The organism is Streptomyces sp. NPDC041191 (assembly GCF_055591945.1).
Genome location: NZ_JBVIZC010000010.1, coordinates 101,750 through 124,902, shown reverse-complemented (window position 1 = coordinate 124,902; position 23,153 = coordinate 101,750). Strand labels below are relative to the sequence as shown.

The window sequence follows — 23,153 nt, the reverse complement described above, 5'->3', positions numbered from 1 at the left end:
TGGGCATCGGTCGTCTCCTTCGGCTCGGAGCCAGCCTGGTGCGTCGGCCGGGGAATCACCGTGCTGGTCGGCCGTGGTCACCCGTACGAGCGACGGGCCGCCCGCACCCGTCCCGCAGCGCCTTCCTCCGGCCCGGCTCCTCAGCCGAGGGCGCACTCCGCCCACACCGTCTTCCCCGGCGCTCCGGGCCGGGGGCACCAGCCCCAGCGGTCGGCGAGTCCGTCGACGAGCAGCAGCCCCCGGCCCCCGTCCGCGAGTTCCGGACCGGGGCCGGGGAGCCGTCCGGGCCGGGGCGGCACGCGCTCGGCACGGGTGTCGCTCACCTCGATCCGCGCGACGGGCCGGGGGCGCTCCGCGACCCGTAGCAGCAGGTGGAAGTCCCGCCCCGGCACGTGCCCGTGCCGCACCGCGTTCGCCGCCAGCTCGGCGGCGACCAGGACGACGGCCTCGTGCGCCCCGGTCCCGTAGGGGAGGCCCCACTCGTCCAGCCGGACGGCGACCAGCCGACGGGCGAGCCGGGCGCCCCGGGTGGTCGAGGTGAACCTCATGGCGAAGACCCTCCTCTCCAAGTAGGGCGAGATACGGGAGGGTTGGGTGGTGCCCGTGGGGCTGCCGTTGTTGCTCGTCATGCCCACCAAGCTCCTCCTGGTGGCGTAGCGTGACCAGTGGTGACGCACCGACGCGACCCGCTTGTACGCGTCGCGTCGGCGCAGGTACGAGAGGCGGGGTGCGTTGGCGGAGGAGCAGGCGGACGCGGGCCGGACGGCGGACAGGTCCGGGCAGGGTGTCGTGGCGGCGTTCGGGCAGAGCCTGAAGACGCTGCGGACGCGGGCGGGGATGGAACGGGAGGAGTTCGGCAAACGGCTGGGCTACTCGGCCTCCACGATCGCGTCGTTCGAGCAGGGGCGGCGGATTCCACCACCGCGCGCGATCGACCGCTCGGACGAAGTGCTGGACGCGGGCGGTCTGTTGAAGGTGTGGAAGGACCAGCTGGAGAAGGCGCAGTACCCGGCGTTCTTCCAGGGGATGGCACAACTGGAGAAGCAGGCCATAGAGCTGCTGTCGTACGACACGTTGGTGGTCAACGGCCTGCTCCAGACCGAGGAGTACATGCGGGCGCTGGTGAGCAATCATTGCCCGCCGGTCGACGCGGAGACCATCGAGCAAAGGGTGACCGCCCGGCTGGCCCGGCAGGCGATCTTCGAGCGAAGTCCCGCGCCGCTGCTGAGTTTCGTCATGTGCGAGTCGGTGCTGCGGCGGAAGGTCGGAGGCGGGGACGTGTTGCGTGGTCAGCTCGAAGAGCTTCTTCTGGTCGGACAACGGAGGAATGTCGAGATTCAGGTCATGCCGCTGGCCAGTGAGGACAACGCGGGCCTGGAGGGGCCGTTCACCTTCATCACCCGTGACGACGGCAAGAGGTTCGTCTACGTTGAGGCCCAGGGCACCAGCACTCTGGAGACCGACCACAAACAGGCCGTTCTCGCCGCAGCTCGCTATGGGATCATCCGCTCACAGGCTTTCACGCCGCGAGAGTCGCTTGCGTTCATCGAGAAGTTGCTGGGAGAGCTATGAACACCACGGAATCCCTCGCCTGGTTCAAGAGCAGCCACAGCGGCGGCGACGGCGGCCAGTGCGTCGAGGTCGCCGCCGGTGCGGGAGCCGTGCACGTCCGTGACTCCAAGGACGTGGCCCGGCCGGCCCTTCGGGTCTCGCGCGAGGCGTGGGCCGGGTTCGTCGGGCTCGCCTCGGCGGAGTAGTACAGCTCCCGCCTGTACGCGCGCGTACGCGCTCACTCCTCGCGCCCCGCCGCCTCCTCCAGTACCGGGAAGCGGCGGGGCGCGAGGGTGAGCAGGACCAGGAGGGCGAGGGCCGCCGCGCCCGCCGCGCCCAGGTGGACGTAGTCCACCGCCGCGTCGACCGCGCGCCGCATCGTGTCCGCCGTCGCGGCCGGCAGGGACCCGGGGGAGTCCAGGGCGCGGGTCAGCGCGTCCAGGTCGCCGTCGCGGCCGAGGCGGGCGGCGAGGACGCCGTTGGCGACGGCGCCGAAGACGGCCGCGCCGACGCTCTGGCCGACCTGGCGGCAGAAGAGGACGGACGCGGTGGTCGTGCCCCGTTCCCCGTAGGGGACGGTCGACTGGACGCCGACGATCAGCGGCAGCTGGAAGAGGCCGAGGGCGGCGCCGAGCAGCAGCATGAGCAGCGCGGGCTGCCAGGGTTCCCCGGGGTACGGCAGCAGCGGGAAGGCGAGCAGGACGAGGAGCGCGCCGGAGATGCCGAGGATCGCGGTGCGGCGGAAGCCGATGCGGGTGTAGACCCGGTTCGAGAGCGCCGCGCTGACGGGCCAGCTCAGGGTCATCACCGACAGGACGAACCCGGCCGCGATCGGTCCCAGGCCCAGGACGGTCTGGGCGTACGTGGGCAGGAAGACGGTCGGGGCGACCATGAGCAGGCCGAGGGCGCCCAGGGCCAGGTTGACGGCGGCGATCGTGCGGCGGCGCCAGACCCAGCCGGGGATGATCGGCTCGGCGGCGCGCCGTTCCACGAGGACGGTCACGGCGCCGAGGACGGCCGCGCCGCCGAGGAGGGCGAGGGACGGTGCCGAGAGCCAGGGCCAGGCGACGCCGCCCTGGACGAGGGCGGTGAGGAGCAGGGCGCCGGTCGCGAAGACGCAGAGGGCGCCGGCCCAGTCGATCCGCACGCGCGCGCGGGGCGTGGTGCGGGCCGGTTCCACCAGGTGCCGGTGGATCAGCCACAGGGCGACCAGGCCGACGGGCAGGTTGATCAGGAAGATCCAGCGCCAGTCGGCGTAGCCCGCGAGGAGGCCGCCGGCGGCCGGGCCCGCGACCGAGGAGGCGGCCCAGACGGAGGAGAGCCTGGCCTGGATCTTCGGGCGCTCCTCCAGCGGGTACAGGTCGGCGGCGATCGTCTGGATCGTGCCCTGGAGGGCGCCGCCGCCGAGGCCCTGGACGACCCGGAAGGCGATGAGGGACGCCATGCTCCAGGCGGTCGCGCACAGCAGGGAGCCGACCAGGAAGAGGACGACGCCGGCGACGAGGACCGGTTTGCGGCCGAAGGTGTCGCTGAGCTTTCCGTACACCGGCAGGGTGACGGTGACGGCGAGCAGGTAGCCGGAGAACAGCCAGGAGAAGACGGCGAGTCCGCCGAGGTCCCCGACGATCTGGGGGACGGCGGTGGAGACGATCGTGCCGTCGACGGCGGCGAGCCCCATTCCGAGCATGAGTGCGGCGACGACGGGTCCCCGGCGTTCCGTGCGGCCGGGCGCCGCGGCCGGTCCGGCGGGCGCCGCGGGGGGCGTTCCGGCCGGTGACGTGGAGGGCTCGGACACGGCGGCTTTCCTTTCTTCGTACACCTAAATGCTCGCGGGACAGCGTGCCACTCGCCCTGCGGGTGGAGAAGCCCCTAGGGGTTCCTCCCCCATACGGGCCAGGGGCCGGTCGTACCGGTGGAGGAGGAGAAGTCCCCTCCCCGTTCCTTAAGTTGAACTTACAAACCCATCGCCTCCCCGAGGAGAGAAACGTGACCACGGCTGTGACCACCCCCCGGCACGGGGGCAAGGGAGGGAGTACGGCCGTCGCCGCGCGGGCGCGTCAGGTCGTCAAGGCGTACGGCACCGGGGAGACCCGGGTCGTCGCGCTCGACTCCGTCGACGTCGACATCGCCCGAGGGCGGTTCACCGCGATCATGGGACCCTCGGGCTCCGGCAAGTCCACCCTGATGCACTGCCTCGCCGGGCTCGACACGGTGACCAGCGGGCAGATCTTCCTGGACGAGACCGAGATCACCGGCCTCAAGGACAAGAAGCTCACCCAACTGCGCCGGGACCGGATCGGCTTCGTCTTCCAGGCGTTCAACCTGCTGCCGACCCTGAGCGCGATCGAGAACATCACGCTCCCGATGGACATCGCCGGCCGCAGACCGGACGCCGACTGGCTGCGCCGGGTCGTGGACACCGTCGGCCTGTCCGAGCGGCTGGAGCACCGGCCGAACCAGCTCTCCGGCGGTCAGCAGCAGCGCGTGGCCGTGGCCCGCGCGCTCGCCGCCCGGCCCGAGATCATCTTCGGGGACGAGCCGACCGGCAACCTCGACTCGCGGGCCGGCGCGGAGGTCCTGGGCTTCCTGCGCACCTCGGTGGACGAGCTGGGGCAGACGATCGTCATGGTCACCCACGACCCGGTCGCCGCCTCCTACGCCGACCGCGTCCTCTACCTCGCGGACGGGCGGATCGTGGACGAGATGGAGCGGCCCACCGCCGAGGCCGTCCTCGACCGCATGAAGGACTTCGACGCGCGGGGGCGGACCTCGTGACCGTCCTCAAGACCTCACTGCGCAACGTCCTCGCCCACAAGGGCCGCATGGCGCTCTCCGCCGTCGCCGTCCTCCTCTCCGTCGCCTTCGCCGCCGGGACCCTCGTGTTCACGGACACGATGAACACGACGTTCGACAAGCTCTTCGCCACCACCGCCTCCGACGTCACCGTCAGCCCCGCAGGGGCGGGGCCCGACACCGGGATGCCGGAGACCGGCCGGCCCGAGACCCTTCCCGCCTCCCTCCTCGAACGGGTCAGGAGGACCGGGGGCGTCCAGGCCGCGCAGGGCGCGGTCACCTCGCTGGGCGTCACCGTCGTGGACGCGGGGAACAAGAACGTCGGCCCGACCGGTGGCGCTCCGACGATCGCCGTCAACTGGACCCCGAACGAGCTGCGTTCGGTGGAGATGGCGTCCGGCCACGAGCCGCGCGGCCCCACCGACGTCGTCGTGGACGGCGCCACCGCCGAGAAGCACGGCCTCGAACTCGGCGACACGCTGCGGACCATCTCCGTCACCGGTGACTTCACCGCCCGGATCTCCGGCATCGTCGACTTCAAGGTCACCAACCCCGGCGCCACCGTCGTCTACTTCGACACCGCCACCGCCCAGCGCGAACTGCTCGGCCGCGAAGGGCTCTTCACCCAGATCATGGTCGACGCGAAGCCCGGGGTGAGCGACGACGCCCTCAAGGCGGACCTCGCCGCCGCCCTCGGCAAGGGCTACAAGCTCCAGACGGCCGCCGAGACCGCCGACGCGGGCCGCGAGGAGATGGCGGGCTTCCTCGACGTCATCCGGTACGCGATGCTCGGTTTCGCCGGGATCGCCTTCCTCGTCGGCGTCTTCCTCATCGTCAACACCTTCTCCATGCTGGTCGCCCAGCGCACCCGGGAGATCGGCCTCATGCGGGCCATCGGGTCGAGCCGCCGCCAGGTGAACCGTTCCGTCCTGATCGAGGCGCTGCTCCTCGGCCTGGTCGGGTCGGTCGCCGGAGTCGCCGCCGGCGTCGGTCTCGCCGTGGGCCTGATGAAGCTGATGTCCGCCGTGGGCATGGAGCTGTCCACCGGCGACCTCACCGTGAAGTGGACGACCCCGGTCGCCGGTCTCGCCCTCGGCACCGTCGTCACCGTCCTCGCCGCCTACGTCCCGGCCCGCCGCGCGGGCAGGATCTCCCCGATGGCCGCCCTCCGCGAAGCGGGCACCCCCGCCGACGGCAGGGCCGGCCGGGTGCGGGCCGTGCTCGGCCTCGTCCTCACGGCCGCCGGGGCCGCCGCCCTCGTGGCCGCCGCCCGTGCCGAGGAGGCCGCCCCCGGGTCCGCCTGGCTCGGCCTCGGCGTCGTCCTCTCCCTCCTCGGCTTCGTCGTCGTCGGCCCGCTCCTCGCGGGCGGGGTGGTCCGCGTCCTCGGCGTCGTCGTCCTGCGGGCCTTCGGACCGGTCGGCCGGATGGCCGAGCGCAACGCCCTGCGCAACCCGCGCCGCACCGGCGCCACCGGCGCCGCCCTGATGATCGGCCTCGCGCTCGTCGCCTGCCTGTCGGTGGTCGGCTCCTCCATGGTCGCCTCCGCCACGCAGGAGCTGGACCGCTCGGTCGGCGCCGACTTCATCGTCCAGTCCGGCACCGGTCAGCCGATCGTGCCGCAGGCGCAGGCCGCGCTGGAGAAGGTCCCCGGCATCGACCACGTCACCGAGTACAGGTGGCTCGACGTCACCGTCACCGACCCGCGCGGGAAGAAGGCCGAACAGGGCCTGGCCGCCGCCGACCCGACGTACGCGCGGGACCTGCGCCGGGAGACCACCGCCGGGCGCCTCGCGGACGCCTACGGCCCGGACGCCATGTCCGTCGGCAGCGACTACGCCGCCGAGCACGGCGTGAAGGTCGGCGACGTCCTGACCGTCGCCTTCAAGGGCGGGAAGCCCGCGAAGCTCAGGGTCGCGGCGATCACGGCCGACACCGGCAACGTCGACAAGGGGGTGATGTACACCAACGTCACCACCGCCGCCCGGTACCTACCCGCCGACCGGATGCCGCAGAGCCTGCTCCTCTTCGCCGGCGCGAAGGACGGCCAGGAGGCACGGGCCTACCAGGCCCTCAAGGACGCCCTCGCGCCGTATCCGCAGTACAAGGTCAGCAACCAGGCCGACTACAAGGAGGAACTCCAGGACCAGGTCGGGCAGTTGCTCAACATCGTGTACGGGCTCCTCGCCCTGGCGATCGTCGTCGCGGTCCTCGGCGTCGTGAACACCCTGGCCCTGTCGGTGGTCGAGCGCACCCGGGAGATCGGCCTCATGCGGGCCGTCGGCCTCTCCCGCCGCCAGCTCCGCCGCATGATCCGCCTGGAGTCCGTGGTCATCGCCCTCTTCGGCGCCCTCCTCGGCCTCGGCCTGGGCATGGGCTGGGGCACCGCCGCCCAGAAGCTCCTGGCCCTGGAGGGCCTGGGCGTCCTGGACATCCCCTGGCCGACCATCCTGGCCGTCTTCGCCGGCTCGGCCCTCGTGGGCCTCCTCGCGGCCCTGGTCCCGGCGTTCCGGGCGGGCCGGATGAACGTCCTGAACGCGATCGCGAGCGAGTAGCGGCGCGGAACCCGTACGGCCCCGGTGCGCGCGCACCGGGGCCGTACGGCCGCCCGGACCGCTCAGACGGTGAGGACGGGCACGTCGTAGAGGGGGATGCGCTTGTCCCGGGTCACGAGCGTGAGCCCCTCGGTCTGCGCCTGGGCGACCAGTATCCGGTCGAAGGGGTCGCGGTGGTGGGGCGGGAGCCGGCCGGCGCGGAGGCCGTGCTCCGCGACGACCGGCAGGGCCAGGAACTGGGTGTCCCCGGCCCGCTCCGCCACGTCGGCGGGGGCGTCGAGCTTGCCCGTGGCCTGCTTGACCGAGAGCTCCCAGGGCGTGACGGCGCTCATGTACACCCAGCGTTCCCGGGTCAGGAGGTCGCGGGTCTCGTCCGGGAGGTCGCCGTTGAGCCACCACAGGACGACGTGCGTGTCGAGCAGAAGCCTCACTCGTCGTCTCCGGAGGTCTCGTACCCGAACGCCTCGGCGAAGCCTTCGGGGAGGTCGTCGAAGTCGTCGGCGACGGTGATGCGTCCCCGGAGGGAGCCGTAGTCGGTGCGGCGCACCTTTCCGGCCAGTGGGATCACCTTCGCCACCGGTTCCCCGGACTTGCTGATGATCACCTCCTCGCCGGTCGCGACCGCCTCCAGGATCTTGGAGAAGTGGGTCTTCGCCTCGTGGACGTTGTACTGCCGGGCTGCTTCCATCGCGGCCTCTCACGGCTGGGCGGAGCGGGGTGGACTAAGTGCAAGACTAAGCTTAGTCGTGCGGCCGGGCCGTGAGCCAGCCGCATCACTCTCCCGGGTGGCGCCGTTCCTTCGGGCGAGTGACGGCGGCACGTCGTAGGCTGGGGGACGACCGGGCCGGACGCGCCCGGGACCACCCGGCCCGTGCGACGTGCCGGGCCGTTCGCGTTGCCCGCCCCCGTCACCCCCCGGGATGGAAAGCTTCATGAGTCTGCACGGCCTGCTCGATGTAGTCGTCAAGGACGCGGCCCTCGCGGAGGCGGTGAAGGCCGCCGCCGACGGGAACCGCCCGCACGTGGACCTGATCGGCCCGGCGGCGGCACGGCCCTTCGCCGTCGCCGCGCTCGCCAGGGACGCGGGACGGCCGGTGCTCGCGGTGACCGCGACCGGCCGGGAGGCCGAGGACCTGGCCGCCGCGCTGCGCTCGCTCCTCGACCCCGACACGGTCGCCGAGTACCCCTCCTGGGAGACCCTGCCGCACGAACGCCTCTCGCCCCGCTCCGACACCGTCGGCCGCCGCCTCGCCGTGCTGCGCCGCCTCGCGCACCCCAGGGACGACGACCCGGCCGCCGGCCCGGTCGCCGTGGTCGTCGCCCCCGTGCGCTCGGTGCTCCAGCCGCAGGTCAAGGGGCTGGGCGACCTGGAGCCCGTGGCCCTGAGGTCCGGGCAGACGGCGGACCTGAACGAGGTCGTGGAGGGCCTGGCGGCCGCCGCGTACTCCCGGGTGGAACTGGTCGAGAAGCGCGGCGAGTTCGCCGTGCGCGGCGGCATCCTGGACGTCTTCCCGCCCACCGAGGAGCACCCGCTCCGGATCGAGTTCTGGGGCGACGACGTCGAGGAGATCCGTTACTTCAAGGTGGCCGACCAGCGGTCCCTGGAGATCGCCGAGCACGGCCTGTGGGCGCCGCCCTGCCGCGAACTGCTGCTCACCGACTCCGTGCGGGAGCGGGCGGCGGCCCTCGCCGAACAGCACCCGGAGCTGGGCGAACTCCTCGACAAGATCGCGCAGGGCATCGCGGTCGAGGGCATGGAGTCCCTGGCGCCGGTCCTCGTGGACGAGATGGAGCTGCTGCTCGACGTCCTGCCGGAGGGCTCCATGACCGTGGTCTGCGACCCCGAGCGGGTGCGGACCCGGGCGGCGGACCTGGTGGCGACCAGCCAGGAGTTCCTTCAGGCGTCCTGGGCGGCCACCGCCGGCGGCGGCGAGGCCCCCATCGACGTCGGCGCGGCCTCCCTGTGGGGGATCGCGGACGTCCGGGACCGGGCGCGCGAGCTGGGCATGCCCTGGTGGACGGTGTCGCCGTTCGCGGCCGACGAGGAGCTGTCCGGCGACGTCCTCACCCTGGGGATGCGCGCCCCCGAGTCGTACCGGGGCGACACCGCCCGCGCGCTCGCGGACACCAAGGGCTGGCTGGCCGACGGCTGGCGCGCGGTGTACGTGACGGAGGCCCACGGCACGGCGTCCCGCACGGTCGAGGTCCTCGGCGGCGAGGGCATCGCCGCCCGCCTGGTCCCCGACCTCACCTCCCTCTCGCCCTCGGTCGTCCACGTGGCCCGCGGCTCCGTCGACCACGGCTTCGTCGACCCGGCGCTGAAACTGGCCGTGCTCACCGAGACCGACCTGTCCGGGCAGAAGGCGGCCGGCAAGGACGGGCAGCGGATGCCCGCCAAGCGGCGCAAGACGATCGACCCGCTGACCCTGGAGGCCGGCGACTACATCGTGCACGAGCAGCACGGCGTCGGCCGGTACCTGGAGATGGTCCAGCGGACCGTGCAGGGCGCCACCCGCGAGTACCTGCTCGTCGAGTACGCGCCCGCCAAGCGCGGCCAGCCCGGCGACCGGCTCTACATCCCGACCGACCAGCTGGAGCAGGTCACCAAGTACGTGGGCGGCGAGGCGCCGACCCTGCACCGGCTCGGCGGCGCGGACTGGACGAAGACGAAGGCGCGCGCCAAGAAGGCCGTCAAGGAGATCGCCGCCGACCTGATCAAGCTGTACTCGGCGCGGATGGCGGCCCCCGGCCACGCCTTCGGCCCCGACACCCCCTGGCAGCGGGAGCTGGAGGACGCCTTCCCGTACGTGGAGACGCCCGACCAGCTCTCCACCATCGCCGAGGTGAAGGAGGACATGGAGAAGACCGTCCCCATGGACCGCCTGATCTGCGGCGACGTCGGCTACGGCAAGACGGAGATCGCGGTCCGGGCCGCCTTCAAGGCGGTCCAGGACGGCAAGCAGGTCGCGGTCCTGGTGCCGACGACGCTGCTCGTGCAGCAGCACTTCGGGACCTTCTCCGAGCGGTACGCGCAGTTCCCGGTGAAGGTGCGGGCGCTGTCCCGCTTCCAGTCGGAGAGCGAGTCGAAGGCGACCCTGGAGGGGCTGCGGGACGGCTCGGTGGACGTCGTCATCGGCACCCACCGCCTCTTCTCCTCGGAGACGAGGTTCAAGGACCTGGGCCTGGTCATCGTGGACGAGGAGCAGCGGTTCGGCGTCGAGCACAAGGAGCAGCTGAAGAAGCTCCGGGCCAACGTGGACGTGCTCACCATGTCCGCCACCCCCATCCCCCGCACCCTGGAGATGGCGGTCACCGGCATCCGCGAGATGTCCACGATCACCACCCCGCCGGAGGAGCGCCACCCGGTCCTCACCTTCGTCGGACCGTACGAGGAGAAGCAGATCGGCGCCGCGATCCGGCGCGAACTCCTGCGCGAGGGCCAGGTCTTCTACATCCACAACCGGGTCGACTCCATCGACCGGGCGGCGGCCCGGCTGCGCGAGATCGTGCCCGAGGCGCGGATCGCGACCGCCCACGGCCAGATGTCGGAACAGGCCCTGGAGCAGGTCGTGGTCGACTTCTGGGAGAAGAGGTTCGACGTGCTCGTCTCCACGACGATCGTGGAGTCCGGCATCGACATCTCCAACGCCAACACCCTCATCGTCGAGCGCGGCGACAACTTCGGGCTGTCGCAGCTCCATCAGCTGCGCGGCCGGGTCGGGCGCGGCCGGGAACGCGGCTACGCGTACTTCCTGTACCCGCCGGAGAAGCCGCTGACGGAGACCGCGCACGAGCGGCTCGCGACGATCGCCCAGCACACCGAGATGGGCGCGGGCATGTACGTGGCCATGAAGGACCTGGAGATCCGGGGCGCGGGCAACCTGCTCGGCGGCGAGCAGTCCGGCCACATCGCGGGCGTCGGCTTCGACCTGTACGTGCGGATGGTCGGCGAGGCGGTCGCGGACTACCGGGCGCAGATGGAGGGCGGCGCGGAGGAGGAGGCCCCGCCGGAGGTCAAGATCGAGCTGCCGGTCGACGCGCACGTGCCGCACGACTACGCGCCGGGCGAGCGGCTGCGCCTCCAGGCGTACCGGGCGATCGCCTCCGCGACCTCGGAGGAGGACATCAGGGCGGTGCGGGAGGAGCTGACCGACCGCTACGGCAAGCTGCCCGAGCCGGTCGAGAACCTGCTCCTGGTGGCGGGCCTGCGGATGCTGGCCCGCGCCTGCGGGGTCGGCGAGATCGTCCTCCAGGGCCAGAACGTCCGCTTCGCCCCGGTGGAGCTGCGCGAGTCCCAGGAGCTGCGGCTCAAGCGCCTGCACCCGCGCGCGGTCCTCAAGCCGGCCGCCCACCAGGTCCTGGTCCCGCGCCCGACGGCGGGCAGGATCGGCGGGAAGCCGGTGGTGGGCCGCGAACTGCTCGCGTGGACGGGGGAGTTCCTGACGACGATCCTGGGGTCCTGACGCCCGGGGGCGGTGGCCGGTCCTCCGGGACCGGCCACCGCCCGTGCTCGGCTCAGAGCAGGTCCGGGTCCACCGCCTCCGCCATCGCGCGGTAGCCCGCGTCGTTCGGGTGGAGCCCGTCCCCGGAGTCGTAGGCCGGGAGGATGCGGTCCGGGTCGGCCGGGTCCGCCACCGCGCGGTCGAAGTCCGCGACGGCGTCGTACGCGCCCGAGGTGCGGATCCAGTGGTTGACGGCGTCCCGCACGGCCTCGTTGGCCGGGGTGCCGTAGCGGGAGCCCCCGACCGGGAGGAGGGTCGCGCCGACGACCCGGAGGCCCCGGTCACGGGCCTCGCCGATCAGGGCGCGGTACCCGTCGATCAGCCGTTCGGCGGAGACGTCCTTGCCGGCGCCGATGTCGTTGATGCCTTCGAGGACGACGACGGTCCGGACGCCCGGCTCGGTGAGGACGTCCTTCCGGAGGCGGGTGAGGCCCTTCTCGCCCGCCCAGGAGGTGTCGCTCAGGAGCTGGTTGCCGCCGATGCCGTGGTTGAGGACGGCGCGGGGGCGCCCGGCCTCGGCCAGGAGCTCGGCGAGTTCGTCGGGGTAGCGGTTGTCGGCGTCGGGGGTGGAGCCCGCGCCGTCGGTGAGGGAGTCGCCGAGGGCGACGACCCCGTCGCGGCGGCCGGCGTCCCGCCCGCCGGAGACCTCGACGCCCGAGAGGTAGTACCAGGACCGGCCGGTCTCGCCGAAGGGCGCGCCGGACTCGTCGGCGCGGTGGTCGCCGGGGGCGCGGTAGGTGGTGGCGGCGGCGAACGGGTGGAAGGTGGCGGGGCCGGTGGGGCCCGCCGGGCGGAGGGTGACGGTCAGGGACTCGAAGGGCGTGACGGGGAAGCGGACGGCGTCGCTGTGGAGGGCGCCGCCGGCCGGGACCGTCACGGACTCCTCCCCGCCGAAGCGGAGGTGCCGCGAGGAGCCCGGCACGACCGCGCCGCCGCGCGCGGCGCGGGCGAGGGTCGCGCCGGCGATCCGCAGGGGAGCGGTGCCGTAACGGTTCGACAGTTCGATCCGGACCCGGTCGCCGCCGGCGGTGACGCGGACGACCTGGCGGAGCGTGTGGTCGTCGAAGCCCCGCTGCGACCAGTTGGGGGCGTACCGGTCGGTCGGCGCCTGCGGGGAGGCGGCCCACGCGCCCCGCCACCCGGGGTCCCGGTGGCCGGGGGAGGCGGCGGCGGACGGGGACAGGGCGAGGGCGGCCGTGGTGAGCAGGGCCGCGGCGGTACGGCAGAGGGCGAGCATGGTTCCCATGGTTCCGTTGATGACCGGCGGGGGCGGGTCCCTACCGCTTCCGGACGGAAGTCACTTCGGGAGGAGCAGGGTGGAGCGGGGCGGGGGGGGTGACGCGGCCTCCGGGGAGGTGCGACGGCCTCCGGGGCGTGGCGGCCTCCGGGGCGGTGTGGCGCGGCCCGGGGAAGCGTGACGGCTCCGGGGAGGGCGGAGGCCCCCGGGGCGCGACGGCCCCCGGGAAGGTGTGGCGTTCCGGAACGGGGGAACCAGAACACCCCGGGGCCGGAGGGCCCCGGTCCGTCCGACCTAGGATTCCATGGTGCCGACGTATCGAAGGAACCTCGCCCTCCCGGCCCTCGCCGCCGCCGTCCTCCTCGCCGCGGGCTGTTCCGCCGGCTCCGGCGGCGGCACGCCGGGGCGGTCGGCCGCGCCCGGCACCGCCCTCGCCGCCGTGGACGCCCTCACCGTCAAGGGGCGGGCCCCGAAGACCGGGTACGACCGGGAGAAGTTCGGCCGCGCCTGGGTGGACGTCGACAAGAACGGCTGCGGCACCCGGGACGACATCCTCAAGCGCGACCTGACCGGGGTCCGGTTCGCGGACGGCCACTGCAAGGTCGCCTCCGGCACTCTGAAGAACGACCCGTACACCGGCACCACCGTCACCTACACCCGGGGCCGCAGCAAGATCGACATCGATCACGTCGTGGCCCTCTCCGACGCGTGGCAGAAGGGGGCGCGGCAGTGGGACGCGGAGACCCGGCGCCGCTTCGCCAACGACCCGCTCAACCTGCTCGCCGTGGACGCCGCCACCAACCGGGGCAAGTCCGACGGCGACGCGGCGACCTGGCTGCCGCCGAACGGCGCGTACCGCTGCGCGTACGTGGCCCGGCAGGTCGCGGTGAAGAAGAAGTACGGGGTGTGGGTGACGGAAGGGGAGCGGGACGCGATGAAGCGGGTCCTCGGCGGCTGCCCGGAGCAGAAGCTCCCGTAGGACGGCGCCCGGACGCGGACCCCTGCGGCGACCTGCGGCGACCTGCGGGAAAACTCGTTGGTTCCCGCCGGAACGATCTTTACGCTGCGTCCATGGACCTGAACATATCGACCCTCGCCGAGCGCCCCGCACTGGAGGGGCCGATGTGGGGCATGCGCGACCTCTGGCCCGAGTTCATGATGTACGACCCGGTGGGCTGGGCGAACATGGGACAGATCGTGCGGCGGTTCCCGGAGTACGTGCTCGTCGCCACCGACCCCGGCGGGAAGGTCGTCGCCCGGGGGTTCTCCGTCCCCTTCCGGCTCGACGTGGACGGCCGCCGCGAACTGCCCGACCGGGGCTGGGACGAGGTGCTGCTGTGGGCCTTCTCCGACCTGAGGCACGACCGGGAGGCCGACACGGTCGGCGCGATCGAGATCACGGTCGACACGGAGTTCCTCGGCCGGGGCGTCTCGCACCTGATGCTCGCCGCCCTGCGGGAGAACGCCGGCCGGCTCGGCTTCTCCGAGCTGGTCGCCCCGGTCCGCCCCAACCACAAGCACCTGGAGGCCGGGTCCTCCCTCCACGAGTACGCCTTCCGCACCCGCGCGTCCGACGGCCTGCCGCACGACCCGTGGCTCCGCGCCCACGTGCGCGCGGGCGGCGTGATCGAGGCGGTGGCCCCGGCGTCGATGACGGTCGCCGGCTCCGTCGGGCAGTGGCGGAAGTGGACCGGCCTGCCCTTCGACACGGACGGCCCGGTCGAGGTCCCGGGCGCCCTCGTCCCGGTCCACTGCGAGGCGTCGCGCGGCTACGCGGTCTACGTCGAGCCCAACGTGTGGGTCAGGCACCGGATCGGCTGAGCCCGGCGGGCCCTTTCCCGGCGCCGGGTCCCGGCGCCGGCACACGCGACACGTGCGAGGGGGCCGCTCCCCGGCGGCGGCCCCCTCGCACGTGTCGCGTCCTCGTCCGGCTCAGCCGATGTCGGCGATGTCCCCGGCCGCCGGGACCTTCGCCACGACCGGCTTCCCGTACTGCGGGAAGGCGATCGTCCCCGGCTCGTCGCCGCCCTTCGTGACGATCTTCAGGACGTACGGAGTGCCTTCCGCGGCCACGTACACGGTCCTCGTCACACCGCCGTCGTCCGGTTCCGTCACCGTCAGCGCCTTCCGGCCGTCGACGGTGGCCTCTCCGCCCTTCACGATGCCGCTCGCGCCCTGCTCGAATCCGTCGAGGAGCGACGCGAGGTCGCAGAGTTCCAGGACGTCCTTCGTGTCGGGGTCGGTCACCGGGGTCCTGACCCAGTGGCCCCTGAGCGCCTTGAACACGCCCTCCCGCACCTCGGGGCTCTCCCCCTCGGTCTGCTCGCGCAGGGAGGCGTCGTCGAAGCGCAGGTACACCTCCTTGGAGTCGGCCTTGATCAGTTCGGTCGTGGCGGCCGTGCCCGTGGACAGCGTGCCGGTGCACCTTCCCGCGTCGTCGAGGGAGAGGTGGGCCTTCACCCGCTCGCCCTCGGACGTCATGTCGACCGCCACCGTCAGGGACTTCGCCGCCCTCGTCGCCGCGAACGCCTTGTCGAGGACCTGCGATCCGGTCAGCTCCGCGAAGGGCCCCTCCGGCTTCGCGCCGTCCGGGGACGGGCCGCAGGCGGCGGCGCCGGTCGCGACGGCGGCGCACAGGAGGACGGCCGCGGCGGCACGGCGGGCACGCGGGCGGGGGCGGGCGGGAATGCGGGGGGTGCGCATGGGGTGGGTCTCCGAGGCGTGTCGTACGGGGTGCCCGGTGGGGCGGTGTCCGGTGGGGCGGTGCCCGGGGCGCCGGGCCCCGGGGAAGCGGGTCCGGCCGGTCAGCCGAGCTTCAGCTCCCACTGCGAGGCGTTGTAGTCGAAGCCGGGGTGCACCTCGACCGTCAGGTCCTTGGCGCCCTTGGGGGTGTCGAAGGCGACGGTGAGGGTGGCCTTCTTGCCGGGCAGGACGGTGCCCTGGAAGCCCGCGCCGACCTTCTCGTCGAAGATCTGCTCGGCCGCGGCGCCGTTCGCCCCGGTGCGGCCGTTCAGCGTGACGAGGGTGGCGTCGAACTTCTTCTTGCCGCCGTTCTCGATGACGACGGTGACCTGGTACGCCTTGTTGCCCGGGGTGTGGTTCGCCGCGAACTCGCCGGGCTCGTACGCCTTCGGGTCCGAGACCGTGACCTTGAGGTCGTCGTCGTAGACCGAGGTGTCGCCGTCCGCCAGGGGCTTGGCGGGCTGGCCCTTGGCCCCCTGGTCCTTGGCCTTCGGGTCCTTGGGGGCCGCGTCCTTGACGGCCTTGTCGATCTCGTCGACCGCGTCGCTGACGGCCGTGAACGTGATCACCGCGCCGACGACCGAGAGGATCAGGGCCGCGAGGCCGAGGAGCGCGCCGGTGAGGGCCACCCCCTTGTTGTTCGCCTCGCCGCGCTTCACGCGACCCTTGCCGACGAGCCCGAGGATCAGGGCGATCAGGCCCAGGATGCCGGCCAGCCAGAAGAGCAGCGGGACGAGTCCGGAGAGCGTGCCGATGATGCCGAGGATCAGGGCGGCGGTGCCGAGGCCGTTGCGCATGATCCGCTGCGGGGCGGCAGGCGGGACCTGGGTGTCGTACGACATGGGTGTGTCCTCCCGGACGACGGTGATGTCTGGAGCGATGGGTCAATCACAGCAGAGCTTGTGAACCGAGTCAACATCGTTCACGCGAGCGAGGTCGGATCACACTGTGAAGCGCCCTTCGCGCGGTTCGTCAGTAGGATGGACGTCACACAGGAGACGGCCGGGGACCTGCCAGGGGTCCCGTCGGGAATCCGGCCGGAAGGCGAGCCAGGGGAGATGGGTCAGGTGCCGGAGAACGCGGCCGGGGCGGGTACCGGAGGAACGGACGCGAGGAGCGCGGGCGAGGAGGGGACGGACACGGCCGCCGAGGTGACCGCCGCCGGGATCGCCCGGCTGGCCGGGGTCGGCCGGGCCGCCGTCAGCAACTGGCGCCGCCGCCACGCCGACTTCCCCAAACCCGTGGGCGGCACGGAGACCAGCCCGTCCTTCGCCCTCGCCGAGGTCGAACGGTGGCTCCGCGCGCAGGGCAAGCTGGCCGAGGTCCCGCTCGGGGAGCGCGTCTGGCAGCAGGTCGCCGGCCACCCGGCCGGCGCCGTCACGGCCCTCGTCCACGTGGGCTGCGTCCTCCTCCTCGTGCAGGACCGGTCCGCGGCCTGGCCCTCGCTGGCCGAGCTCCCCGACGAACGGCTGGCCCGGCTGCTCCCCGTCGCCCTCGAAGAGGTGCTGACCGAGCGGCTGGGGCCCGAGCGGGCCGTGCTCACGCCCACGTCCGGCGCGCTCGCCGCCTCCCTCCCCCTGCTGCGCGGGGCCGCCGAACTGGCGGCCGGGACCGGAGTCCGCCCGGCCTTCGAGTTCCTCCTGGGCCGGCACCTCGACGCCAACCCGCGCCAGTACACGCTCACCCCGCCCGGCCCCGCCGCCCTCATGGCGGCGCTCGCGGCCCCCGCGCACGCGCGCGACGGCGGCGCTCCACCCACCGTTCTCGATCCCGCCGCCGGCACCGGCGGCCTGCTGGGCGCGGTCGAGGGCCCCGGCGCCGTCTGCGGCCAGGACGCCGACCCCGACCTCGCCGCGCTCACCGCCCTGCGCCTGGCGCTCACCACCGACGCCGACATCCGGGTCCGGTCCGGCGACAGCCTGCGCGCCGACGCCTTCCCCGCGCTCGCCGCGGACGCCGTCCTCTGCCACCCGCCGTTCAACGACCGCAACTGGGGCCACGACGAGCTGGCCTACGACCCGCGCTGGGAGTACGGCTTCCCGGCCCGTACGGAGTCCGAACTCGCCTGGGTCCAGCACGCCCTGGCCCGTCTCCGTCCCGGCGGCACCGCCGTCCTCCTCATGCCGCCCGCCGCCGCCGCCCGCCGCGCGGGCCGCCGCGTCCGCGCCGACCTGCTCCGCCGGGGCGCCCTGCGCGCGGTCGTCGCCCTCCCGGCCGGGGCCGCGCCCCCGTACGGCATCCCGCTCCACCTCTGGGTGCTGCGCAAGCCCGTCCCCGGCGCCCGGCCCGCCTCCGAGGTCCTTCTCGTGGACACCGCGTCCGAGCACGCGGCGCCGGGCAGGGAGGGGCGCGACCGGCTCGACTGGCAGGCCGTCCACACGGCCGTACTGGACGCCTGGACGCCCTTCGACCGGGACGGCGCGGCGGGCGGGGTCCCGGGTGCGAGCCGCTCCGTGTCCGTCGTCGAACTCCTCGACGACGACGTGGACCTCACCCCCGCCCGCCACCTCCCGCCCCCGGCCGGGGCCGGGGGCCCGGCGCAGCTGGCCGGGGTGCGCGAGCGGCTGACCGAGACGCTGCGCCGCACCCGGGAACTGACTCCGCCGCCCGTCACCGACCCGGTCGGCACCGGGGCCGGCGGGCCCGTCACGACGGTCGGCGAACTGGCCCGCGCCGGGGCCCTGACCCTGCGCGCGGGCGGCACGGGCACCGCCCCCGCCTCCGCCCCGGTCGCCGTCCTGACCGACCACGACGTCCTGGCCGCCCAGCCCCCCTCCGGGACGCTGCCGGACGGGCCGCCGGAGGAGCCGGTGCTGCTCGCCGCCGGGGACGTCGTCGTCCCCGTCCTGGGCGGCGGCGCGGCCGTGCGCGTCGTGGACGCCTCCGCCGAGGGCGCCGCCCTCGGCCGCAACCTCCACCTGCTGCGCCCCGACCCGGCGGCCCTCGACCCCTGGTTCGTGGCCGGTTTCCTCCGCGCCACCGCCAACACCCGGCAGGCCAGCAGCTACGCCTCCACCGCGTCCCGGCTCGACGTCCGCCGCCTCCGGCTCCCGCGCCTCCCCCTGGCCGAACAGCGCGTGCTCGGGGAGCGGTTCCGCGCCCTGGCCGCGTTCGAGGAGGCCCTGCGGGAGACCTCCCGCCTCGGCGACCGGCTGGTCCAGGGGATGTACGACGGCCTGGCGAACGGTTCCGTGGCGCCCTGACGCCCCGGGCCCGGTCCGCCGGGCCCCCGGGCCGGGGCCCGGCGCGCCGCTCCTCATCCGTTCCACAACGGTTCCGGGTATCCCGGAGCCGTTGTCCCCGGGGGTGTATACGCTCGTGCTCCGCACCCGAACCGTCCGAGCAGGAGCAGCAGGATGTACGGCCCCCCGCAGGTCCCGCAGCCGCCGAAGAGCCCCGCCTCCGGCGGCCGGATCGCCCTGCGCGTCCTCTTCTGCGCGCTCGCGCTGCTCAGCTGCGGTTTCCTGGCCTGGGCGCCGATGCTGCGGCTGGCGGTCGTCACCCGCAGGACGGCGGACTGGGTGCTGTGCGCCCTGACGTTCCTCGCGGGGGCCGGCCTGTTCGCGTACGCGGCGGCCACCGGCGACCAGGAGGTCACCACCGCGGAGTCCTTCGTCGCGCTCGGCGTCATCACGGTCCTGGTGGCGGGCCCGGTCACGTACTACCTGGTCGGGGAGATCCGCCACGCCGAACGCCGCCGCGCGGAGGGGACGGCGTTCGGCCGCGACCCGCGGGGGTACGCGTTCGGCACCGCCGTCACCGTTCCGGGCGGAAGCGTTCCGGGCGGGGGCGTTCCGGGCGGGGGCGCGGGCCCGAACCCGTACGCCGTTCCCGTGACCCCCGCCTCCGTCACCCCCGCGCCCGTGGCCCCCGCCCCCCGGCCCCCGGCCCGCATCGAGCAGGTCCGCGCCGAACTGGACGAGCTGAGCGACCTGCTGCGCAAGGAGCCCCGGGAAGACGAAGGCGGCCGGTGAGCGGGCGGGTCGTCGGAGGACGCTACGAACTCGCCACCGTCATCGGCCAGGGCGGCATGGGCCAGGTCTGGACGGCCTACGACGGGCGCCTCGACCGCCGGGTCGCGGTGAAGCTGCTCCGGCCGGCCGCCATGACCGGCCCCGCCGCCGACGCCGACGAACTGCGCCGCCGCTTCGTGCGCGAGTGCCGGGTCACCGCGCGCGTGGCCCATCCCGGTCTGGTGACCGTGCACGACGCGGGCAGCGAGGACGACGACCTGTACCTCGTCATGCAGTACGTGGAGGGCGCGGACCTCGCCGACCACCTCGCCGAGCACGACCCGTACCCGTGGGAGTGGGCGGTGTGCGTCGCCGCGCAGCTGTGCCCGGTGCTCGCCGCCGTGCACGCGGTGCCGATCGTGCACCGCGACCTCAAGCCCCGGAACGTGATGATCCGTCCGGACGGCACGGTGACCGTCCTCGACCTCGGCGTGGCCTCCGTCCTGGACACCGACACCACCCGCCTCACCCACACCGGCTCACCCATCGGCAGCCCGGCGTACATGGCGCCGGAACAGGCCATGGGCGGCGCCGTCGGACCCTCCACCGACCTGTACGCGCTCGGGGTCCTGCTCCACGAACTCCTCAGCGGGAACGTGCCGTTCTCCGGTTCGACCGCGCTCGGCGTGCTGCACCGGCACCTGTACGAGCCGCCCGTCCCGCTCCGGCGGCTGCGCCCCGAGGTGCCCGCGGCGCTGGAGGCGCTGGTGCTGCGGCTGCTCGCCAAGGACCCCGGCGACCGCCCGTCCGGCGCGCACGAGGTGTACGAGCACCTGCTGCCGCTGCTGCCCGCACGCGGGGCGCCGACGGGGCCGATGGACCCGACCCGGCCGTTCCTGCGCCCGCACGCGCCGTGGCCGGACCGGGCGCGGACCCCGTCCGGGCCGGTGACCGCCGTCCCGGCCCCTCCTCCGCCGGCGCACGCCCCGGCCCCGGCCCCGGCATCCGGTCCCCGCGCCGATCCCCGGGTGTACGCCTCGTCCGCGGCGCCGCCCGCGCGGCCGGACGTGGCCGCCGCCGTGGACGAGGCGAAGCGGCTGCTCGCGGAGGGGTCGCTGACCCGGGCCGTGGACGTGCTCGGCGGCATCCTGCCCGCCGCCGAGGCCGAGCACGGGACCCGGTCGCCGGTCGTCCGCATCCTGCGCAAGCAGTACGCGTCCACCCTGATGGACGACGGACAGTACCGGCGCGCGCTGCCGGAGCTGCGCCGGCTCGCGGCGGACCGCGACGCGGAGGCGGGCCCGGCGGACCCGCAGGCCCTCCAGTTCCGCTACGACACGGCGCTGTGCCTGGAGCAGCTGGGGGAGACGGCCGCCGCGCTCGCGGAGTTCCGGGCGGTCCTGCCGTACTACGAGCGGGAACCCGCCCGCGCCTTCGACATCCGCCGGCGGATCGGCCTGCTGCTCCTGGCGGCGGGCGACCACGTCGCGGGGCAGGACCAGCTCCGGCGGCTCCTCTTCGACGCGGAACGCGCCTACGGTCCGTACCACCCGCTGCCGGCGGATCTGCGCAGGGCGCTCGACCACCAGCGGCAACTGGGCCCGCGTCCCTGACGGGGCGGCAGCATCACGACTCCGCATCTGATCGGTCAACGATTCCCTGTGATCCCTTTTGTCGTTTTTGATAAATGTAGCGTTCGCGTCTGATCATGTTCATATCCCTGAGGAACCCTTCATGACGACGCCGTCCGCGCCCTTCAGCCCCGAGCAGCAGCCCGCCACCCCGGAGCAGCAGCCCGCCCCCGCCAAGAAGGGTTCCGCGATCCTCAAGAAGGTCGGCGGGGTCGTCGTGGCGATCGTCCTCGCCGTCGCCGTGAAGCTCGGCCTCCCGCACCTCACCGGGGACGCCCCGGTGCACGCCAAGCCCGGCGAGTGCGTCACGGTCACCGGCCCGGACAACGACCCCGAGGTCGACACCGTGGACTGCTCCTCCGGGAAGGCCGACCTCTTCAAGGTCGTCAAGGTCATCGACGACAGCTTCGACGTGAACAAGTGCGGCGAGCAGCTGTCGGCGCTCGCCCAGCAGCTGGAGTCGGACAAGTTCGTGCTCTGCCTGGACGAGGTCACCGCGAAGTAGGCGCGTCACCCGTCGGCAGGGGCCGGGACCCGCGGGTCCCGGCCCCTGCCGCGTCCCCTACGGGGCGTCGGCCGGTTTCGGGGTCGTCACCGTCGGGGTGGCCGGGCCGGATGTCGGGGTCGGCACGGGTGCCGGGGCAGGGCCGGGGGGCGCGGTGGTGGCGGTACGGGCCGGGAGCACCGGGTCCGGGACCGGTGAAGCGCCGGGCAGCAGGGCCGGGACGCACGCGGCGGCCACGGCGGCGGCCGCGCCGAACGCGACGAGGGCCACCCGGCGGACGCGGCGCGTTCCCCAGGAGCGCCCTTGCGGCGGCGCGCCGCGGCGCAGGTCGCGGTGGGTCACGAGAGCGGCCCGCGCGGCGAACGCGGCCCGCAGCCGCTCCTCGGTCGCGGCCCGCGACCGCCCGGCCGCCGGGGCCCGGCCGGTCTCCGGCGCGGGCCCGTGTTCTTCGGCGCCCGGTGTCATCGGACCGCCTCCAGTCTCTTCTCCAGGGCGTCGAGCGCGCGGCTCGCGGTGGACTTCACGGTGCCGCGCGCGAGCCCGAGGGTCTGCGCTATCTGCTCCTCGGTCAGCTCCGACCAGTACCGCAGGACCAGCACCTCGCGCTGGCGCCGGGTCAGCCCCGCGAGCGCGTCGAGCACGTGCCGGTGCTCCTCGGCGAGCAGCAGCCCCTCGTCCACGGGCGCCCCGGCGCCCGGGTGGGGCGGCACGTAGGCGCGGGCGGTGCGGCGTCTGCGCAGGACGGAGCGGGCCGCGTTGACCACGGCGGTGTGCAGGTACGCGCCGGGGTCCCGGAGCCCGTCCAGCGAGGTCCCGTAGGTGCGGCACAGCGCCGCGAACGCGTCCTGGACGACGTCCTCGGCCGTGTGCAGGTCGTCCACCAGGAAGAGCGCGAGCCGCACCATGTCGAGCCGCCGGGCGTGGTACAGCTCGGTGAGCGTGGGCGCCGGCCCGTCCCCGTACGGGGACGGCGCGACCGCCCGGAGGTGGCGTCCTCGCACGGGCGCGGTCCCGGTCCCGCCGCGCGGGGCGCGGGCGAGCAGGCGGGACCACCAGGGCGGCGCCGCCGGGGCGGCGGGCAGGGCGTACTGCATGGGCCTCGATCCGTTGCGCGGGGGCCGGGCGGGCCGGGGCGCGGTTCCCGCACCCCGGCCCGCCCGGCCGTGGTGCTACTTGCCGGTGCCCGGCCGGGTCACGCGGGGCGCGACCGGAGCGGGAGCGGCGGGCGCGGGCCGGGAGACGTCGCCGGTCGCCGGAACGGGCCGGGGGGCGTCGCCGGTCGCCGGAGCGGGCCGGGAGACGTTGCCGGTCGCCGGAGCGGGCCGGGAGACGTCGCCGGTCGCCGGAGCGGGGGCGGGCGCGCCGGGCGCGACCACGGTCGGCTTCGCGGCGGGCTTCGGAGCGGCGGGCACGGTGACCGGCGCCGGGGCGGCCGGAGCCGTGTCGGGGGCCGTGACGACCTTCGGCGCGGCCGGGGCCGGGGCCGGGACCGTGCCCGAGTCGGCGACGGCCTGGACGGCGAAACCGCCGCCGAGGAGGAGCGCGGCACCGGTGAGGACGGTACCCAGGACCCGGGGGCGGGGGCGGTAGTTCCGCTTGGCGTGGCTGGACATGGGGTTCTCCCGAGGAAGCGAGGAAGTCCGGACGCGTGGCCCGGTGGTCTGTCGAAGGGCGCCTTCAACCCACC

General features: G+C 74.2%; 21 protein-coding genes. 11 read left to right on the top strand and 10 right to left on the bottom strand.

The genetic code is table 11. The features are described 5' to 3' along the window. Nucleotides 1–140: 140 nt before the first annotated feature. Nucleotides 141–629, bottom strand: a complete 489-nt coding sequence (locus tag ACZ6AQ_RS20810) for an ATP-binding protein (protein ID WP_468761187.1) — start codon at nt 627–629, stop codon at nt 141–143. 103 nt (nt 630–732) lie between these two features. Between ACZ6AQ_RS20810 and ACZ6AQ_RS20805 the strand changes: the two genes are divergently transcribed. Beyond that, nucleotides 733–1,572 carry a helix-turn-helix domain-containing protein gene (locus ACZ6AQ_RS20805; protein ID WP_468761185.1) on the top strand — a complete coding sequence of 280 codons (840 nt, stop codon included), beginning with the start codon at nt 733–735 and terminating at the stop codon, nt 1,570–1,572. Next, nucleotides 1,569–1,757, top strand: coding sequence for a DUF397 domain-containing protein (locus ACZ6AQ_RS20800; protein ID WP_468761183.1), 189 nt, complete (start codon nt 1,569–1,571; stop codon nt 1,755–1,757). Before ACZ6AQ_RS20805 ends, ACZ6AQ_RS20800 begins: the two co-directional genes overlap by 4 nt. Nucleotides 1,758–1,789: 32 nt before the next feature. Here the strand turns inward: ACZ6AQ_RS20800 and ACZ6AQ_RS20795 are convergent, their stop codons facing one another. Beyond that, entirely contained in the window at nt 1,790–3,346 is a 1,557-nt protein-coding gene (locus ACZ6AQ_RS20795; RefSeq protein ID WP_468761181.1) for an MFS transporter, read from the bottom strand. A gap of 191 nt (nt 3,347–3,537) precedes the next feature. On the opposite strand from ACZ6AQ_RS20795, the gene ACZ6AQ_RS20790 reads away from it, so the two are divergent. Continuing rightward, nucleotides 3,538–4,326, top strand: a complete 789-nt coding sequence (locus ACZ6AQ_RS20790; protein ID WP_468761179.1) for an ABC transporter ATP-binding protein — start codon at nt 3,538–3,540, stop codon at nt 4,324–4,326. Continuing rightward, nucleotides 4,323–6,896 (top strand): ABC transporter permease, encoded by a 2,574-nt coding sequence (locus tag ACZ6AQ_RS20785; RefSeq protein WP_468761177.1) that lies wholly within the window; start codon nt 4,323–4,325, stop codon nt 6,894–6,896. The genes ACZ6AQ_RS20790 and ACZ6AQ_RS20785 overlap by 4 nt, the downstream gene beginning before the upstream one ends. Before the next feature lie 62 nt (nt 6,897–6,958). Here ACZ6AQ_RS20785 and ACZ6AQ_RS20780 read toward each other — a convergent pair whose 3' ends face one another. Next, nucleotides 6,959–7,327, bottom strand: coding sequence for a type II toxin-antitoxin system VapC family toxin (locus ACZ6AQ_RS20780; RefSeq protein ID WP_468761175.1), 369 nt, complete (start codon nt 7,325–7,327; stop codon nt 6,959–6,961). After that, nucleotides 7,324–7,584, bottom strand: coding sequence for a type II toxin-antitoxin system Phd/YefM family antitoxin (locus ACZ6AQ_RS20775; RefSeq protein ID WP_468761173.1), 261 nt, complete (start codon nt 7,582–7,584; stop codon nt 7,324–7,326). Before ACZ6AQ_RS20775 ends, ACZ6AQ_RS20780 begins: the two co-directional genes overlap by 4 nt. A gap of 244 nt (nt 7,585–7,828) precedes the next feature. On the opposite strand from ACZ6AQ_RS20775, the gene mfd reads away from it, so the two are divergent. Further along, the gene (gene mfd / locus ACZ6AQ_RS20770) at nt 7,829–11,359 is read left to right on the top strand and encodes a transcription-repair coupling factor (protein ID WP_468761171.1); all 3,531 of its coding nucleotides are present in this window, start codon (nt 7,829–7,831) and stop codon (nt 11,357–11,359) included. A gap of 52 nt (nt 11,360–11,411) precedes the next feature. On the opposite strand, the gene ACZ6AQ_RS20765 is transcribed toward mfd, so the two are convergent. Beyond that, nucleotides 11,412–12,635: an SGNH/GDSL hydrolase family protein gene (locus ACZ6AQ_RS20765; protein ID WP_468761502.1), complete on the bottom strand. Its 1,224-nt coding sequence runs from the start codon at nt 12,633–12,635 to the stop codon at nt 11,412–11,414. Between the two features lie 307 nt (nt 12,636–12,942). Here ACZ6AQ_RS20765 and ACZ6AQ_RS20760 point away from each other — a divergent pair, with 307 nt between their 5' ends. Together ACZ6AQ_RS20760 and ACZ6AQ_RS20755 are read left to right on the top strand one after the other, a co-directional pair. Continuing rightward, nucleotides 12,943–13,614, top strand: coding sequence for an HNH endonuclease family protein (locus ACZ6AQ_RS20760; protein WP_468761169.1), 672 nt, complete (start codon nt 12,943–12,945; stop codon nt 13,612–13,614). Between the two features lie 92 nt (nt 13,615–13,706). Continuing rightward, entirely contained in the window at nt 13,707–14,456 is a 750-nt protein-coding gene (locus tag ACZ6AQ_RS20755) for an N-acetyltransferase (RefSeq protein WP_468761167.1), read from the top strand. Nucleotides 14,457–14,567: 111 nt separating this feature from the next. Here the strand turns inward: ACZ6AQ_RS20755 and ACZ6AQ_RS20750 are convergent, their stop codons facing one another. After that, complete coding sequence (locus tag ACZ6AQ_RS20750; protein ID WP_468761165.1) at nt 14,568–15,338, bottom strand: hypothetical protein; 771 nt, start codon at nt 15,336–15,338, stop codon at nt 14,568–14,570. A gap of 101 nt (nt 15,339–15,439) precedes the next feature. Then, nucleotides 15,440–16,219: a DUF4352 domain-containing protein gene (locus ACZ6AQ_RS20745; RefSeq protein WP_468761163.1), complete on the bottom strand. Its 780-nt coding sequence runs from the start codon at nt 16,217–16,219 to the stop codon at nt 15,440–15,442. A gap of 309 nt (nt 16,220–16,528) precedes the next feature. On the opposite strand from ACZ6AQ_RS20745, the gene ACZ6AQ_RS20740 reads away from it, so the two are divergent. The 4 genes from ACZ6AQ_RS20740 to ACZ6AQ_RS20725 all read left to right on the top strand — a co-directional run bounded on the left by ACZ6AQ_RS20740 (nt 16,529) and on the right by ACZ6AQ_RS20725 (nt 21,466). After that, the gene (locus tag ACZ6AQ_RS20740; protein ID WP_468761500.1) at nt 16,529–18,580 is read left to right on the top strand and encodes an N-6 DNA methylase; all 2,052 of its coding nucleotides are present in this window, start codon (nt 16,529–16,531) and stop codon (nt 18,578–18,580) included. Nucleotides 18,581–18,733: 153 nt separating this feature from the next. Then, on the top strand, nt 18,734–19,351 hold the full coding sequence (locus tag ACZ6AQ_RS20735; protein ID WP_468761162.1) for a hypothetical protein: 618 nt from the start codon (nt 18,734–18,736) through the stop codon (nt 19,349–19,351). Further along, a complete protein-coding gene (locus ACZ6AQ_RS20730; RefSeq protein WP_468761160.1) occupies nt 19,348–20,943 on the top strand; it encodes a protein kinase domain-containing protein in 1,596 nt (531 codons plus the stop codon). The genes ACZ6AQ_RS20735 and ACZ6AQ_RS20730 overlap by 4 nt, the downstream gene beginning before the upstream one ends. Before the next feature lie 121 nt (nt 20,944–21,064). Then, nucleotides 21,065–21,466 carry an LppU/SCO3897 family protein gene (locus tag ACZ6AQ_RS20725; RefSeq protein ID WP_468761159.1) on the top strand — a complete coding sequence of 134 codons (402 nt, stop codon included), beginning with the start codon at nt 21,065–21,067 and terminating at the stop codon, nt 21,464–21,466. A 57-nt stretch (nt 21,467–21,523) separates the two neighbouring features. On the opposite strand, the gene ACZ6AQ_RS20720 is transcribed toward ACZ6AQ_RS20725, so the two are convergent. From ACZ6AQ_RS20720 to ACZ6AQ_RS20710, 3 genes are all read right to left on the bottom strand, one after another. Further along, on the bottom strand, nt 21,524–21,931 hold the full coding sequence (locus ACZ6AQ_RS20720; RefSeq protein WP_468761157.1) for a hypothetical protein: 408 nt from the start codon (nt 21,929–21,931) through the stop codon (nt 21,524–21,526). Beyond that, a complete protein-coding gene (locus ACZ6AQ_RS20715; RefSeq protein WP_468761155.1) occupies nt 21,928–22,560 on the bottom strand; it encodes an RNA polymerase sigma factor in 633 nt (210 codons plus the stop codon). Before ACZ6AQ_RS20715 ends, ACZ6AQ_RS20720 begins: the two co-directional genes overlap by 4 nt. A 75-nt stretch (nt 22,561–22,635) precedes the next feature. Next, on the bottom strand, nt 22,636–23,079 hold the full coding sequence (locus tag ACZ6AQ_RS20710) for a hypothetical protein (protein ID WP_468761153.1): 444 nt from the start codon (nt 23,077–23,079) through the stop codon (nt 22,636–22,638). Nucleotides 23,080–23,153 lie beyond the last annotated feature (74 nt).